General features: G+C 37.4%; 17 protein-coding genes. 6 read left to right on the top strand and 11 right to left on the bottom strand.

The features are described from left to right. Positions 1 to 158: 158 nt before the first annotated feature. On the top strand, positions 159 to 668 hold the full coding sequence (locus HDE70_RS05845) for a GNAT family N-acetyltransferase (RefSeq protein WP_183888673.1): 510 nt from the start codon (positions 159 to 161) through the stop codon (positions 666 to 668). A 65-nt stretch (positions 669 to 733) separates the two neighbouring features. On the opposite strand, the gene HDE70_RS05840 is transcribed toward HDE70_RS05845, so the two are convergent. Beyond that, the gene (locus tag HDE70_RS05840) at positions 734 to 1,840 is read right to left on the bottom strand and encodes an alkene reductase (protein ID WP_183888671.1); all 1,107 of its coding nucleotides are present in this window, start codon (positions 1,838 to 1,840) and stop codon (positions 734 to 736) included. Positions 1,841 to 1,963: 123 nt separating this feature from the next. Between HDE70_RS05840 and HDE70_RS05835 the strand changes: the two genes are divergently transcribed. After that, positions 1,964 to 2,362: a winged helix-turn-helix transcriptional regulator gene (locus tag HDE70_RS05835; RefSeq protein ID WP_183870146.1), complete on the top strand. Its 399-nt coding sequence runs from the start codon at positions 1,964 to 1,966 to the stop codon at positions 2,360 to 2,362. Between the two features lie 13 nt (positions 2,363 to 2,375). Here HDE70_RS05835 and HDE70_RS05830 read toward each other — a convergent pair whose 3' ends face one another. The 4 genes from HDE70_RS05830 to HDE70_RS05815 all read right to left on the bottom strand — a co-directional run bounded on the left by HDE70_RS05830 (position 2,376) and on the right by HDE70_RS05815 (position 6,122). Further along, complete coding sequence (locus HDE70_RS05830) at positions 2,376 to 3,896, bottom strand: L,D-transpeptidase family protein (RefSeq protein WP_183888669.1); 1,521 nt, start codon at positions 3,894 to 3,896, stop codon at positions 2,376 to 2,378. Between the two features lie 77 nt (positions 3,897 to 3,973). Beyond that, positions 3,974 to 4,708, bottom strand: coding sequence for a DNA-formamidopyrimidine glycosylase family protein (locus tag HDE70_RS05825; protein ID WP_183888667.1), 735 nt, complete (start codon positions 4,706 to 4,708; stop codon positions 3,974 to 3,976). 24 nt (positions 4,709 to 4,732) lie between these two features. Next, a complete protein-coding gene (locus HDE70_RS05820) occupies positions 4,733 to 5,188 on the bottom strand; it encodes a ferritin-like domain-containing protein (RefSeq protein ID WP_183888665.1) in 456 nt (151 codons plus the stop codon). Positions 5,189 to 5,264: 76 nt separating this feature from the next. Continuing rightward, positions 5,265 to 6,122 (bottom strand): toxin, encoded by an 858-nt coding sequence (locus tag HDE70_RS05815; protein WP_183888663.1) that lies wholly within the window; start codon positions 6,120 to 6,122, stop codon positions 5,265 to 5,267. Between the two features lie 160 nt (positions 6,123 to 6,282). Here HDE70_RS05815 and HDE70_RS05810 point away from each other — a divergent pair, with 160 nt between their 5' ends. The 3 genes from HDE70_RS05810 (at position 6,283) to HDE70_RS05800 (ending at position 7,719) form a co-directional block, all read left to right on the top strand. Continuing rightward, complete coding sequence (locus HDE70_RS05810) at positions 6,283 to 6,834, top strand: Crp/Fnr family transcriptional regulator (RefSeq protein WP_183870151.1); 552 nt, start codon at positions 6,283 to 6,285, stop codon at positions 6,832 to 6,834. Between the two features lie 125 nt (positions 6,835 to 6,959). Then, on the top strand, positions 6,960 to 7,406 hold the full coding sequence (locus HDE70_RS05805) for a MauE/DoxX family redox-associated membrane protein (protein ID WP_183888661.1): 447 nt from the start codon (positions 6,960 to 6,962) through the stop codon (positions 7,404 to 7,406). Positions 7,407 to 7,446: 40 nt separating this feature from the next. After that, on the top strand, positions 7,447 to 7,719 hold the full coding sequence (locus tag HDE70_RS05800) for a hypothetical protein (RefSeq protein WP_183870153.1): 273 nt from the start codon (positions 7,447 to 7,449) through the stop codon (positions 7,717 to 7,719). 75 nt (positions 7,720 to 7,794) lie between these two features. On the opposite strand, the gene HDE70_RS05795 is transcribed toward HDE70_RS05800, so the two are convergent. The 6 genes from HDE70_RS05795 to HDE70_RS05770 form a co-directional block, all read right to left on the bottom strand. Next, complete coding sequence (locus HDE70_RS05795; protein ID WP_183888659.1) at positions 7,795 to 9,132, bottom strand: TlpA disulfide reductase family protein; 1,338 nt, start codon at positions 9,130 to 9,132, stop codon at positions 7,795 to 7,797. A 25-nt stretch (positions 9,133 to 9,157) separates the two neighbouring features. Beyond that, positions 9,158 to 10,522, bottom strand: a complete 1,365-nt coding sequence (locus tag HDE70_RS05790) for a RagB/SusD family nutrient uptake outer membrane protein (protein WP_183888657.1) — start codon at positions 10,520 to 10,522, stop codon at positions 9,158 to 9,160. Between the two features lie 10 nt (positions 10,523 to 10,532). After that, on the bottom strand, positions 10,533 to 13,568 hold the full coding sequence (locus HDE70_RS05785) for a SusC/RagA family TonB-linked outer membrane protein (RefSeq protein WP_183888656.1): 3,036 nt from the start codon (positions 13,566 to 13,568) through the stop codon (positions 10,533 to 10,535). A gap of 264 nt (positions 13,569 to 13,832) precedes the next feature. Then, positions 13,833 to 14,132 carry a hypothetical protein gene (locus HDE70_RS05780; RefSeq protein ID WP_183888653.1) on the bottom strand — a complete coding sequence of 100 codons (300 nt, stop codon included), beginning with the start codon at positions 14,130 to 14,132 and terminating at the stop codon, positions 13,833 to 13,835. Between the two features lies 1 nt (position 14,133). Further along, positions 14,134 to 14,730, bottom strand: a complete 597-nt coding sequence (locus tag HDE70_RS05775) for a TlpA family protein disulfide reductase (RefSeq protein ID WP_183888651.1) — start codon at positions 14,728 to 14,730, stop codon at positions 14,134 to 14,136. 72 nt (positions 14,731 to 14,802) lie between these two features. Next, complete coding sequence (locus HDE70_RS05770) at positions 14,803 to 15,279, bottom strand: hypothetical protein (protein ID WP_183888649.1); 477 nt, start codon at positions 15,277 to 15,279, stop codon at positions 14,803 to 14,805. Between the two features lie 395 nt (positions 15,280 to 15,674). Here HDE70_RS05770 and HDE70_RS05765 point away from each other — a divergent pair, with 395 nt between their 5' ends. Then, positions 15,675 to 15,932: a hypothetical protein gene (locus HDE70_RS05765; protein ID WP_183888647.1), complete on the top strand. Its 258-nt coding sequence runs from the start codon at positions 15,675 to 15,677 to the stop codon at positions 15,930 to 15,932. Positions 15,933 to 15,974: the final 42 nt, after the last annotated feature.

Below are 15,974 nucleotides of genomic sequence, written 5' to 3'. Positions count from 1 at the left end.
CTTTCCTGAATTCATTAAACCATGCCCGCAGCATAGCTAAACGATATGTTTACAATAATGAGGCAACATTATTTAATCAAAACAGACAAGAAACAAAACATCACAAGTTCGGCAGTACTCTGACATCGATTCTCTGCCGAAATTAGCCAAACCAGAAAATGGTAACCACAAAAAGATTAATTATTAAGCCCTTAACTCTTGAACAGCTTCAGAAATACATCTTAGCTGACGGATCTTTAGAAGAAGAATTTCAAACGCATTACATTCCAAGAACAATTACATTTGAACTTCAGGAAGCAATCGAACAGACTATCATTCCTAAAATAAATGATAGTAAAAGCGATTATCTCTATTCCACATTATGGGTTATCATAGCAGCAGATTCAAATCATCTGATCGGTGACCTTTGTTTTATCGGAGAACCGAACGAAGAAGGAGAAATTGAAATCGGATATGGTATCTATGAATCCTTCCGAGAAAAAGGTTACATGAAAGAAGCAATAAACGGGATGATCCAATGGGCATCGGAACAGCACCAGGTAAAATCAATAATTGCACATACTACAAAATTTAACCAGGCATCCTTTATACTGCTGCAAAAGAATAATTTCGTCAAAATAGACGAATTAGAATTTCTATATAAATGGCAATTTATGCTGGATAAATAAGCATAAAACACATTGGCTATCCTGTTAAGCACTACCAGGATGGCCAATGTATTTCAAGAATGAAACTATGATGATACTACCTCTGCAAAAGGATAATCAGTATACCCGGCTTCACCAGTAGCACTAGCAACATATAAAGTTGCCATATCAGGTTGTGCTAATTCCAGGTTATTCAAAAACTTATAAGGCAAATCAGGATTAGCGATAAAAGCTCTACCGAAAGCAGGTAAATCAATTGTTCCATTTTCAATATCTGCTACAGCAGTTTCTGCCGTATAATTTTTCACTCCCACAATAGTACCTTTAAAATTGGTTCTGATTCCCTTTACCACTGAATCAGTTAAAGCTGGCGCCCCCATACTACTGTGATCAACCAGATGAAGATATACAATACCAATTTTGCTTAATTCTGCCGCCAGGTAAAAGAATGTATCTTCCATTTCAGGATAAATAATCATTCCATTAAATAATCCATATGGAGATATACGGGCCCCTACTTTATCTTTACCGATAGCATTAACTACCGCAGCCGTAACCTCAATATAAAAACGGGCCCTGTTTTCTACACTTCCACCATATCCATCAGTTCTCTGATTAGAAGCCGGGTTTAAAAACTGATCTAACAAATAACCATTTGCCCCATGTAATTCTATCCCGTCAAAACCAGCCTCAATAGCATTCAATGCAGCCTGCACAAATTCATTCTTTGTTGCTTCTATATCAGCAGTAGTCATTTCTCTTGGCAAGGACGCTTTTTGCATTCCCTGGGTATCCGTCCAAACATCTGAATCTGTAGAAATTCCAGAAGGAGCTAATATTTCACCTCCCTCAGGTAAATTATCTACGTGTGACGCCCTGCCCGTATGAATAACCTGCGCAAATATCTTCGCGTCGTTCTCATGAACAGCAGCTGTTATCTTTTTCCAGCCCTCAATTTGGGCTTCAGTATAAATTCCTGGAATCCTGACATATCCAGTTGCATTAGCTGAAGGCGCAACTCCTTCGGTAATAATTAAGCCCGCGGTGGAACGCTGTTTATAATATTCAAGCATTAAATCATTTGGCATGTAATTCAGCGCACGGCTTCTGGTCATCGGCGCCATTACAAATCTGTTTTTCAGCACTAAAGATCCTAAGGTATAAGGCTGATGTAATATTTCCTGACTTTTCATTTCTATCTTTTTTAAATTGATTAATAAGTCAAAAGTATCTACATTTGCTTACTATTTGTTAGTACTATCCTAAAGGTTAGCGGTAACCTTTAGGATAGTTCGCTGATTATCAACCACAAACACATGACCGAACTTAAAAAAGAAGAAACTATAAGCTGTAATGCAAAGCATACCCCTGATGAATGTACCAGAGGTATAATGGCATTAGAGGATACACTTTATGTGATTGGTGGAAAATGGAAATTGAAGATTATAAATGCCTTACGCACGGGAGGAAGCAGCCGTTTTAATCAACTACAGCAAACCGTAACTGGAATTTCAGCAAGAATCTTATCAAAAGAGCTTAAGGAATTAGAATTAAATGGTTTTGTAAAACGAAAAGTATATACTGACACTCCGGTTGTAGTTATCTATGAAATTACCCCTTATAGCGATACACTTGAAACTTTGCTGAACGAAATGATTAAATGGGGTACTACGCATAAAGATAAAATCAGGAAAGAATACAAGAAGGAACTATAATTCATCATTCTTTTCAAAACTGTTTCTTCTGCATTTCGTCGTACACCAATTGATCAAGGCCATAAATATCCTTACCAAACCGGACTCCCCCTTTTTCATTGAGCCAGGCTGTATAATAAAATAACCGGACTGGGATCTGCTGAGGTAAACCCATAAACTTTGCACGCGGGTAACCGCTCTCCATTCCCTTTTTGAGCTGATCATACTTCTCCCCCTTTCCAAATAACGCAAGAGCCAGATCAAGCGGTTTTTCTACCCGCACACAGCCATGGCTGATTGCGCGCATCCCTTGCTTAAATACACTTTTCACTGGGGTATCATGCAGATAAATACTACTTCCATTTTTAAAAAGAAACTTAATTTTGCCCAACGAATTTTTCGCTCCCGGTTGTTGTTGAAAAGAGTAATCCCGAACATCAATAGCTGACCAGTCAATAGACTCCGGATCTCTGATCAGTTTACCTTTTTTAAAAACTTTGATATTATTATTAGAAAGATAGTATCTATCTTCAGAAGCATACCGTGAAATCTCATTTCGTGCTATACTTTGCGGGATATTCCATACCGGATTAATCTGGACACTGTGAATCATACTTCCAATCTGAGGCGTTTGTTTATCTCCAGGCTCTCCTACACAAACCCTCATATGTAATACTGATTTGTTATTATCCATTACATCCAAACTAAAATCTGCAATATTTACCGCTACAAATTTTTGTTCAGCAGGTTTATTTTTCCACCTCAGCCTCTCCATATTCACAACCACCTTCTGCCGCATTATAATCCTAACACTATCTTCATTTTCCGTAGTATCCGCATCCAGCCGCTTCAATACTTTTTGTAAAGCCAGGTAGGTTTTTTCCTTTGGTTGTATACTATCCAGATAAGTTTTAAGGTTTACTATTTCAAAAATACTGATCACTGAATTGCTATCAGGGATTAAAGTCGGAGTCGCATAATGACTGTAAATTTTAGCCGGATTTGTCACCCCATACTGCATTGCCATACTATACCGGATTAAAGAATTAACAACAGCTAATTCCAGCTTAACTAAACTGCGTTGAATTCTCACAGTATCGGATGATTTTTGGTGAATCACTTCATCCAGCTGATATTTTAAACCAGTAACAAAAAACTGTTCAGGATTTAATCCATGTGCTATAGAATTATCCAGATAATCAGACAGCATTTGCAATTGCTGATCAGAAAAGAATCTTTGAACCAGCATCGGCTGATATCCTTTTTTTTCATAAATACTATTGATCAGATCTGGAAAAGGCAAATCGGCCGACTTTGTTTCCAGAACGTCAATAAACGCTGCGCGAAGTGCTTTCTCTTTTCTGGTTAGTTCAGGATGATTTCCCGAAGAATCCTGCTCAATATCAGACCTTGTTTTTATAGAAATTTGGGTAGGGTAATTTGCAGCAGCTTGCGATGTATTAGCTCGTCTAACCCCACAAGAACTGAACAACAACAGACAAACTGTTATTCTGATAAGATAGTTACCTAAGAAATCACGCTCAAAAACCCTCATCTTATTCCTACTGAAAATCAGTCATTTAAGAAACAAATCAATATCAATTTTTGTTTGAGCAGTCTTTTGAACGAATGTTAAGAAAATAATTTCTGACACCGTTCACAGAAAAAAGTACTTCTCTTGGTTTTACCAAGATATTCTTTTTCCACAGGATGACCCAAAGGGCAAACCTTACGTGAATACACCAGCCAGTGCTTTTTAAGGACAAATGCCCTTTTCCATTCTAAAAAATCAAAACTATATAAACGTGCCTCTTTGACCAATTCTTTCAATTTACCAGGAGGCAGACCAGCCACAGTACTTAAAGGGTGTACCCCTATTCTATACAAGACCTCATTTTTGATGATATTTCCAACACCAGAAAATATATTTTGATCTAATAGTACATCACAAACCAGGCTATCTCCATTTTCTTTAAGCTTTTTTATAGCCAATTTAGGATCCCACTGGTCTGACATGACATCACCAGACCAGTCATAAGTCTGATTGATATCTCCTTCAATGAATTTCAAAGCACAGGTATAAAAATTGAGCTCATCGTTTTCAAAAATCAAACCTAATCTGGCAGGTCTGTCTTTCCGCTCATTAATCATGTAACTACCGAACATGAGGAAATGAATACGTAAACTAAAACCCTTAAAACAGATCAAAAAATGTTTGCCCCAGCTTTTAAAGGAAATAACTTCCTGATCCAGCATTCGGGCCTTATCAATAGTCGTATCACCTACCACATGGGTAATGAAAGAACCTTCTAAATGAAGTTCTTCTACAAGTTCTCTTAATATGACGATTGACGGGCCTTCGGGCATAACATTTTTTGATTGTATATTGAATTATCTTGCCAGACGTTGGTGGTAAGTCTCGATTTCTCTAAGGGCTTCCAGGATACCAGTTCTTTGTTTCTGTAATAATCCGATATGATCAGCATGAGATGCGTAATCTTCCAGGCACTTATCAAATTTCTCTATCGCAGCCTTTTCACCAGTTTCAATTGCGCCAAGAATAGCAGCATCTTCTTTACTGCTTAAAGCTTGTTTGATATCAATCCATGTACGGTGCAAACTACCTAATATCCCGCCATCTTCATTTTCAGAATCTCCCCCATGCTGAACGATATGTTCTTTAAGCTCCAATGCATAACCTGCACGCTGAGCAGAGTACTTTAAGAATAAACCTTTCAGTTCAATACTATCAGTCGTTTCACTCGCAGACTCATACCCTTCTTTTCCATCGTTAACAATGTTGACCAATCCTTTAAGGTCACTAATGATTTCTTTATTGCTTTCCATATGTTCTAGATTTTTTTCATGTAAGAACCCAGAAGACCGGAAATAGTTTTGGATGTTTTTTAAGAAATTAAACTCTTCAGATCGAACGCTCGCTCAACAAGCGATTGATTTCATCTACCTGATGTGTATAATGCTTTTTAGAAGGATGGAAAAATACCTCATCCAGAGATGGTGAGGCTAAAACAGGAGAAATATCACCATCTTTAAGGTTCCAGAATTTTAATTCCTTCAGCTTCTTCATTGCAGGAACAAAAGATAATGAGTCAAGTTCAGAGATAAAAAGGTCACTAATAGTTTCACTGTCCTTAAGAACAGATAAATCATTCAGCACTTTACATTTTTCAATATGGAGTGTATGCAATGATTTTAATTTGTTGATTTCAGAAATATCTGTCAGTTTCGGAGAATAACTTATGTTCAAATTTTCAAGTGCAGTTGCAGCTGAGATACCAGCCAGGCTAGTAAATCCACCTACAATCCGTAAGGTTTTCAGATTAATCAGCCCAGTTAATATACTGCAGTCACTAAGTGATGGAGAGACTATTAACAGGTCGCACAAATATTTCAGCGATCCGAGATTTAACAACCCATCATTATAAGTGAAATATAAGACTTCCAACTGCGGCAATAGCGAAAAATCCAGCCTAAACTTCTTGTCAGTGAAAGACAATTCCTTCAAACTCTTCATAGTATACAAAGCTGAAAAGTTAAGTCCTTTTATTTTGAAATTATCATCTATAATTAAAGAGGTGATAAAACCCTGGTCTAAAAAAGGAGAAAGGTCCAAATCATAGGTTTTACCCTCATTACCATTCAATGCACATATCCGGATAGAATGGTGATTATTCTTCTCAGCATAAGCAATTCCCTTAGCAAGGTACTGAGGATCAATATCAAGCGATCCGATATTTTCATTACAGCTATGTGCTTTCATATATTTTCACAACTTAAAATCGTGCAATTTATGATTTTAAAGATAAAATATTTTAATTAAAATTAAGTATATTACGGATTAATCACAACTAAGGTTATGACTGAAAGTTCTTTAATTACCAAAGCCAATTGCATCTGGGTTACTATTTATGTGACCTGATATGAAGACGCTAAACCAAAAGCTAATTGACTTTAAAAATTCAACGCCTATATCAATTCGGTTATTTGAAGAACTATGTCATCCATTTTCCTTCAAGAAAAATGAAATCATAAACACCTTCTCCCATCACAATGATAAATTCTATTACGTAGAGACGGGAATTGTTCAGGGAATCTTCATTAATGAACTCGAAGAAATGACAGCCTATCTTACCACTAATGGATTTGTCACCCCTAGCTTTCTTTTCTCCAGAAAGGTGTCTCCTATTGAGTATATCAGGTTTTTAACTGATACAGAGGGCTGGGCTATAAATTTAGCCCAGGCCCCTATCCATGATCCACATTTGGCTTTAATCCTTCTTGAAATTTATGAAGAAAACCTAAATGCCGGTTATGAACGTGAAAAACTTACCAAAATAAAAAATGCAAATGACAGGTATATCTATTTCCTTAAAAACCACAAGCATTTGATAAATAGCGTTAGCAATAAAATTATTGCTTCATTTTTGAATATACATCCTAAACATCTTTCGGAGATTAAGAAAAGGAACTAATTTTATAAAACCAGAGCACATAATTATTTGATAAAAAGGGAAGAAATCTTACCTCCGATGGTAAGATTTCTTCCCTTCTATTCTTAAAAATCGTCCGAACTTAGTATAACCAAATACAAACGGACATGAAAAATCTAAGTGCAAATAGCCTACAAATAGTCGCAGCTGTACTCCTGATATTACTGTTCGGGTATACAGCAGTTTCCAAGATCCTGGAATACGACAAATTTGTATTTCAGCTAAAATTGGTTCAAATGCCAGCTGTTGCTTTGTTAGCTCCATTATTAGGTATTTTAATACCCGCTATAGAGCTTGTTATTGTCTGGATGTTATGCAAAGATAACTTAAGGATTAAAGGGTTATACGCTTCATTCCTGTTACTGCTGGTATTTGAAATATACATCACAACAATGCTGCTAACAGGAGAAAAACTTCCCTGCACCTGCGGAGGAATTATCTCACAGATGGGCTGGAAAACACATCTTGTTTTTAACGCAGTATTTATGATTACCTCCATACTGCCAACTATTTATAAACCAAAATCTCGAATATTCTCAGGGTCCCACGAATAGATTACAATTAACAGAATTTCTCATTTAAAATCTTAAAATTATGTTAGTCTTAAAAAACACCATGCTGGCCATTGCACTAGTGGCCGGCATAAGCGGAGCATTCGCTACAAAAGTTGCAAACAGTCCAAAAGTTGATGAACCACGGTATGATTGGAATGGTTCAGGGCCTCTTTATTCAGGCACACTGGATGATAAGACAATTATGGAGGCGCAAGATGCCTATGGTTGTAAAGGCCAGACCATAAAATGTGCAGCTGGTGAAATTTCATCAGGTGTGGGAGCACCTAAAGCAACTATCTTTCTAAATGACTAATTAATCAATAAAATTATCAGTCAAAGCTGGTAAATATCCAATGCGGCAATTGCTGCATTGGATATAATAAAATTATCATCCTTTACCTGGGTGGCTTAAATCTCTAAGCACCAGAATTTTATATAACCGCTTCTTTTTCACCTTTCCAATACCAAACTCATTTAATTTAGACCATACATCTTCCAATGTTAATTTTCCTTTTTCACTTTTTATCTCAAAACTAAGCAACCCATTATAACCTGTGTTATTTATATAGGGAATATTGTCATTAAAATCATCTGATAAGCCACTTAGTATATCATCAATTGACTTACTCTGTACATTTAAAGTATAGTATTTATGACGAAAAGAAGGAGTTTCTCCCTTTGCAACAGGCAGCTTTAATAACTTTGATCGATTTAAAGAAACTACATTACAAACAACTCTCTTCTTCTTAGTTGAAGCCTTTATATTGAAGAATTTTTCAAGATCAGGGAGCATATATCCGGAAGCTAGCTTTACATCAACATTTTTTGGTAAGATCAGTTCATAACAATAAATATTGTCTTTGTCCCACTTCCGCTGTCTTGTCAAAAGATCGTTGCCATTATTATATCGGGACCTTTCAAATAAAGGTTTATCCAACTGTGGCTGAATGAACCTTGTGGAATCAGAAGAATGCAGTTCTATTAAATTCCAGTTCATTCTTGAACTTTTCAGATTGGTAAAGGCTAACCAGAAAAACTGTGTAATTGGCCTGTTCCAGGCAAATACGCGATTAAACTCTTTTTCATTACCGTATAGCAACCCGCTGGTTATCGCGTCATTCATACCAGAAATATAACTTCGAAACAGAATCATGCTATCAGGAACATGATAAGTTTTTGTGAACTCAAACTTCATATCATCAACTTTCGCATAAAGATTTGCTACATTTCCATTAAAGAATTCTTTTATATTCTTCTCATTGATTTCCTCACCGCCAGTAACTGCTCTTATTACACCCTGCTTGTCTATCCATATATTGTGAGGAATCATTCTGTGTTTAAAAAAATCGTGAAACAATTTATCATTCGCAGTGATCACCATCAATTTAGATTTTGGCAATCCAATTTTATCAAAATGCTTTCTGACTAATATCGAGTCTTCATACGTAGTTGATAAAACAGACAAATCAGGAAAAACCTGCATTAATGAATCAAGCATTTTCTGCTCTTTTAAACAAGGTGAGCACCACGTTGCCCAAAAATTAATGATTAATCCCCCCTTCTCATACATTTCCTTTATTGTAGACTTCTTACTGCCATTAATCACCGCACCGCCGATACTTAAATCCGGCAATTTGCTACCTACTTCCTGTCCATAAACCCCAGTCATAAAACCAGTTAACATAACTAAGCTGACAATTACTATTTTATAAAATCTATTATTCATCTTATTTTCTATTTAAAATTTACAATTAGTACCCTGGATTTTGAATTAAATTCCGGTTGTAAGTGATCTCATCCTGAGGGACAGGCAACAATGAGCTCATTCCATTTTGCCACCCGGGTTTATAATTACCCATTATGGTATTCAGCTGACCGCTTCGTTTCAGATCAAAAAAACGGTGGCCATTTTCGGTAAATAGCTCTACCCTTCTTTCTTTAGCTATCGAACTTAAACATTCCTGGATATTGAAAAAATCAGATAACGGGCTTAATCCAGCTCTTTTTCTGATCACATTAATATCATCAACAGCACCTTTAATATTGCCAAGCATAGCATGAGCCTCTGCCCTGATCAAAAATTGTTCAGCAATACGCAAAACGACCAGATATTCCGGGCTGCTTGTACTGGCAGTTTTGTTTTTATACTTAGCTCCGTAATTGTAGCTTTTGCTAATTCCACCAGTTACCACATTTGCAGTACCTATCCAATTACTTTTACGAAGATCTCCCACCTCAAAAGCGTTATATAAATCAGTAGTAATTATATATTGAGGTATGTTTCCAGCAGAAGGAATACTGCTGATGTTATTAATGAAACCATTCTGATTCCACAACTGTAAAATAGTCTCCTTACTATTAGCTTTAAATACATTAGCAGGTACCTCTAACGGAGTAAAAAGATTTGATTTAATAATAGCATCAGCCTCCTTTTCCGCTAAAGCCCAATTCTTCTGATAAAGGTATATCCGGGACAACAATGCAGATGCTACCAGTTTGTTAGCGCGCACTTTGCCAGCCCCCGTATAAGAAGATCTAAGCCCCTCTTTGGCAGCTAACAGGTCTTTGACCATTTGATCATATATTAAGCCTTCAGTTTGTCTTGAAGCCTTACTGGTAACCAAGACATTAGTTTCTAATAACAGTGGTACATCGCCATACAAATTCACCAGATAGAAATATGCAAATGCTCTCAAGAATTTTGCTTCCCCGGTCAGTTGGGTATTCAGCGATCTTGATAAAACAGCATTGCTTTTTAGCTGCGCGATAATATCATTACACTGGTAAACTATACTATATAAAACCGACCAGGTATTCTGATTAACTCTATTGGCAGAAGTGAGGCTACTACTGTAGTACTCATTGTTTGCTACATCATTCCCTACGTATCCGGTTTCATCTGTATACAAACTTAAATACGTACTATAATTAGGATCAAATTGGCTTTCAAAATTTGCATACACACTTACTAATGCAGCCGATGCCGATGTAGAATCAGCAAAAACTTTATCGGTTGTTAATTGATTTTTTGGAGATTCGACCATGATCATTTTCTTGCAGCCGTAAACCAACATTACAGGTAAAAACAGCAGCATAGCCATATTTATATTTCTCATATTTCTTTGATTAAAGAGTTAATTGTAAACCGATCACAAAAGATTTTACGGGTGGAATATTATTCTGAACATTATTAAAAGCACCAGATTCCGGGTCGAGAATAGCGGCATTCTTATCCCAATAAGTCAACAAATTTTGTCCTTGAACATATACTCTTAACTGTTGCATATTGATGCGCTCCAGAAGCCTTTTAGGAAAGCTGTAAGAAAGCCCAACGTTTTTAAGCCTCAAATACGAAGTATCGAAATAATTGGCCTGGCTATATTGGAATTTGGAATCATTGGCAGTTGATGCTTTGGGAATATCGGTGACCTGTCCTGAATATTGCCACCTGTCCAAAACTGTTATATAGTTATTTGTTAATCTCCCTGGTAAATTACGTAACCCACCCCTCCCCATCTGCTTTGCAAACTGGAAGAAAACATCCATGCTCCAATTCCCATACTGGAAAGTATTCCCTAACCCACCATAAAAATCAGGCGTCTGCTTCCCTATCGTGAAATACTCATAAACATTAGCAGACCCCGGAGCAGTACCATAAACAGCTTTCCCCGTAGCCGGATCAACCGTCAGCTGCGTTCCGTAAACCCTTGAAATATCATAACCCAACTGCAACGTCTGCGCATAACTTGAAGTCTCAAACCCCTCAAAACTCTTCAACAACGTCTTTGGCATCGTGATATTAAAAGAACTCGTCCAGTTGAAAAGTTTCCCCTCCACATTCCTTGTATTCAACTCAAACTCCCAGCCCGTATTCCTAATCACAGCAGGCAAATTTGCCTGATAACTTGCAAAACCAGTCATTCGCGGAATCGCATAATTCACCAGCTGGTCATCACTACTATTCCTATAATGATTCACATTCAGCAAAATCCTGTTCTTCAGGAACCCCAGCTCAACAGCAAATTCCAGCTTCCTTGTCGTTTCCCAATGAAAATTAGCATTCGAAATCCGCGAAGGCACTAAACCAATCACCCCCTGATACGGACTTCCCCCATTCCCATAAGTAGACAAATACTGATAATCCGTAATCTGATCATTCCCCGTCAACCCATAACTGCTCCTTAACTTCCCGTAGCTTAAAAAACTCAGCTTGTTTTTAACCCAGGGCTCATCAGCAAATAACCACGCAGCACCTACAGAACCGAAATTGCCAAACTGGTTTCCATCCGCAAACCTGGATGAACCGTCCGTTCTCATCGTTGCATTCACAATATATCTGTCCTTCCACGCATAATTAATCCGGCCAAAAACAGAAACATACTTGTACTGCGTATAAGAATTTGTCCGTGCAGTAATCGTCCCCGCAGAAGCCATATTTTCCATCAACCCCTCATTGCTAAAACCAGTCCCTCTAATCAGCTGTCCCTCAGTAACCTTATTCTGATACGTTCCGCCAAGCAACAGCGAAACCCTGCTATCCTTAAAAGACCTTACATAATCAACCTGAGGTTCAAAAATCACAGAACGATTACTATTCATCCCAAAAATCGAGTAGCTATCAGTTCCCGGATAAAGAGATCCCGTTGGATAAAGCTGCACCTGGTTTAGATTATTCTTATTATAACCAGCACTTACCCTGAATGCTAAATCAGGTAAAACCGTATACCTCATCAATACATTGCTAATTGTATTATCCGTCCTTGTCTTTGAACGTGCATTAATCTCAGCGGTCGGATTTGTACCCGCATACCAGTTAAATACACCCGGAGATTCATAAACAGGATAATTTGGAGGCAATAATAAACCCGCAGAAAAACTCAGGCTCGGGTTATACAAACTATGAGCATCCAGATTTAAAGAATTCGCAAACTGGAGATAGAACTTTTTATTCTTTGAAGTATGCTGGAATGTTGCGCGTAAACCACCACGTTTATAATTGCTGTTCCCCGGCAAAATAGTACCCTCAGTACGGTAATTACCCCCAAAGTTGAAATTAGTGCTTTCATCACCTCCCGATATACTTAACTGCATATTACTCATATGGCCCGTATTGCCTAAAAAGTGTTTAGCCCAGTCCGTAGATTCCGTTTGGCTCCATACCGTTAAATCGGGCGCATAGTTTGCAGAATTGGGGTCACTGGAAGGAATCTTGCCATCGTTAGCAAAAGCCTCTCTTCTAATTTGTAAATATTGATCCAGATTAAGCAGCCGCGGATAATTGGCAACCTGATTAATCCCCTGCGAAACATTGAGTTCAATTTGGGTTTTACCAGATTTTCCTTTCTTAGTGGTAATTAAAACGACACCATTTGTTGCCCTGCTCCCATATATTGCCGTTGCATCCGCATCTTTTAAAACCGTGATACTTTCAATATCAGCAGGGTTTACACTGTTTAAAGGACTGGTGGCACCAGCAATATTTGAAGCGCCTATAGCAGCACTTAATCCGGCAGCGTTTGCATCCATAGGCACGCCATCAATAATGTATAAAGGATTTGTGCCCGCAGCAATAGATCCTTTACCCCTAATCTGGACATTGATATTACCACCCGGCAGGCCATTTGTAGTTTGCACAAATACCCCTGGCATTCTACCAGATAAAGCAGACAGGATATTTGCCACAGGCTGTTTTTCAATTTGTACAGCAGTAATGGCCGATATGCTTCCTGTATTGAGCCTTTTAGTGGTTTGCCCGTAACCTATTACCTGAACTTCGTTTAAGGTAGATTCATTGGTTTCCAGGATGATTTTTAAGGGGTATTTGATGGAAGGGTTAAACGGGATTTCGAGAGTTTTGAAGGAAATAAAAGTTATAGTTAAAGTGCCGGATTGTGTGGTTGTTTTAATGGTGAAACGCCCTTCCTTGTCTGTTAAGGTTAAGATATTCGTATTGGGTATTCTTACAGTTGCTCCCGGTAATGGTTTACCGTAGCTGTCAGTTATGGTTCCAGTAATGAGCTGTCCACTTGTTTGAGCGAACAGGCTGTATTCGGATAAGCTGAGCAAGGTTATTACCAGCAAAAGAAAGGTTTTGATCTGGTAAGGATTCCTTAATTTTAGCCAAAGCGCGGCCATGGCGATTATTGAGATCGTTTTTTTCATGTGAATTGGTTTGTGAATCCTGCATTGATTTTAAGCAGGTATCAAGTTGTCAGTGATAGTTTTACGCGTGTTTCATAGGGCTTTTGAGATATTGGTTTATTGGTTAGTTTTATTGATGTACTGATATCTTGGTATCAAGACGAGGTGATGGTATTGGTGTTAGCTCTGATCAGAGGCTGGTATTGGGAATGATTTTTACTGGTGAAACAAAGCAAGGCGGCACTACCAAAACCTCCGTTCATCAGGCCGCCAGCTTTGTAGATTTTAATTTTTTGGATGGTTTACTGGTTTTGGTAAATAACCATCCTTCACTCCTTTTACATAAGAGACTTCCATGAATTCAATAAGCTGCTCCTGGAAAAGCAACATGGACGAAATATCAGAAGGTTCCGCATATACATTAACCTGGCGTAACCATGCCCGAAGTAACAAGTGAAGCTTCTGTCTAACTTCTGTTAATGGATGAAGACTAAAAAAGGTGTTAAGACCTCTATTCGGATTAGTAATATATTCCTTGGGTAACCTATGAGGCTGATAATTTAATGTTCTGATGTAATCTTTCATTTTATTGCTTTTTTAGTACGCTGGTCAGAGATTTAGAATTATCCATATCCACTTTCATGTGCATATCTCCAATATTATCATTGCTTAAAAAGTGATCGATATTTTCTGCGGTGAGTTCTTCAATGGTTGTTGTTGCTACGACTTTACCAGTTTGATCCAACCATACATAATGCGGAAGATTGATATGAGGGAATAATTGGTGCAACGCTGAATCATCAGTAACCACTGGAATAGCTGATGGGTCTGTTTTATGGAGTTCATCCAGAAAAGGTAATATTTCTGCTTTTGGCTGATAGGTCACTTTAATAAACTGAACCTCTCCTTCATATCTCCTTTGCAGCTCTTCTGTTTTTGGAAAATTAGCCAGACAAGATGTACACGAGGTTGCCCAGAAATCAAGAATAATCAGTTTAGCTTTAAAATCAGAAAGATTGGTTTTTGTAATTTCATAATTATAGACATTTGTTAATGCTACATCAGGGATTCTACCTCCTATTTTAACGGGTTTAAATGTAGTGGTTACAGATTGAGCTTGGGACGGCGCGCTGAAAAATAGGCAAAGCGTGGCCATGGCGATTATTGAGATCGTTTTTTTCATGTTGTTGAGTTGAAATTATGATACCTGTGAATTGTTTATGCGGGTATCAGGATTGAATTGGTAAAAAGAGAATTATTGAGATGCCGTTTGCTGGATGAAATGGCCTTGCATGGTTATACTAGGCTGGGAAATTGGAAAGTGATAGTAATAGTCATCAAGAATCATTTCAATAGTCAGTCTCGTTCGGTAATTTGTAAAATTTATCCAGTTAAGCAGAGCATAAAGGCTCTTTGTTGTTTGAAAATCATTTCCTTTTTTTGGAGTTATCTTCTGGATTTTGGCAATGTTATTAGTCATCTGTGCCTGGTACTGTTTTTTTACATTGTCTGACATTTTCAGCGAATCAAGTAAGCGAACTATGGTAAGAGCAAAGTATTCAATACTCTTTAATTCAGTTGCTTTTAGGCCTGAGAGATCACTATTGCCAAGTATATGCAGAATGGTTTCATGAAATACACATACTCTGTTGTAAGTGTGTTTAGCATTGACAGAATCAATTGATTCTTGCTCTTTGGGAAGGATGGGTTTGTTTGGCTTTTTCATACTCATTTTTAATTGGTTAAAAATTTAAATGAGTCTCTTCAGAATGAAGCACCTTACATGAAAAAGTAAGGTTGGACTTCACTGCTTTTGCACATGGTACCGCCAGGAACCTTTAGATTCTACACGAGAATCCAAATTGACCACAAAAGACTTAAGTGAAGCCCAACCTTATTTATAATGCATCGCGAAGATACAAATATACCTTAGGATTGGGCACGTTCACTTGTCCTCTCGCGGTCTAACTGGCGGTTTTTGTGCGAGACTTCTTTTTTACATTAATGCACTTTGCATTAACATCATTATTCAATAATTAAATACTTAAAGCAAATGTAACAAAAAATATAATAATGGCATGTAATAATACGCCAATTAATTTATCATTTTAATGGAGATTTCGTCCTATGGACTGGAAAGAGGAAATAAAGCTGAAATTTGCTGAACAAATGCTCAGATTATTGAAGGACTATGGGGAAAAACATAAAGTAACCCCTTCATTAAGAAAGCTTGCTACTAGGTCAGAATTAGAATATAGTCATGTCCAAAGAATATCAAAGGGATATGTAGATATTTCTCTAACAACTATTATAGCGCTTGCTAAAGGACTGGAGATTGAGCCAACTAAACTGTTAGAATGTTTTAGAAATGAAGTAAATTTCTAAAAGAAGGCCTAAAAATCCTGATAAGGACGAATTGCAAAACTC

It is taken from the genome of Pedobacter cryoconitis (genome assembly GCF_014200595.1).
Classification (GTDB): Bacteria; Bacteroidota; Bacteroidia; order Sphingobacteriales; family Sphingobacteriaceae; genus Pedobacter; species Pedobacter cryoconitis_C.
Note: the sequence above shows the minus strand (reverse complement) of the source record. Positions and strands in the feature narration are given on the sequence as shown.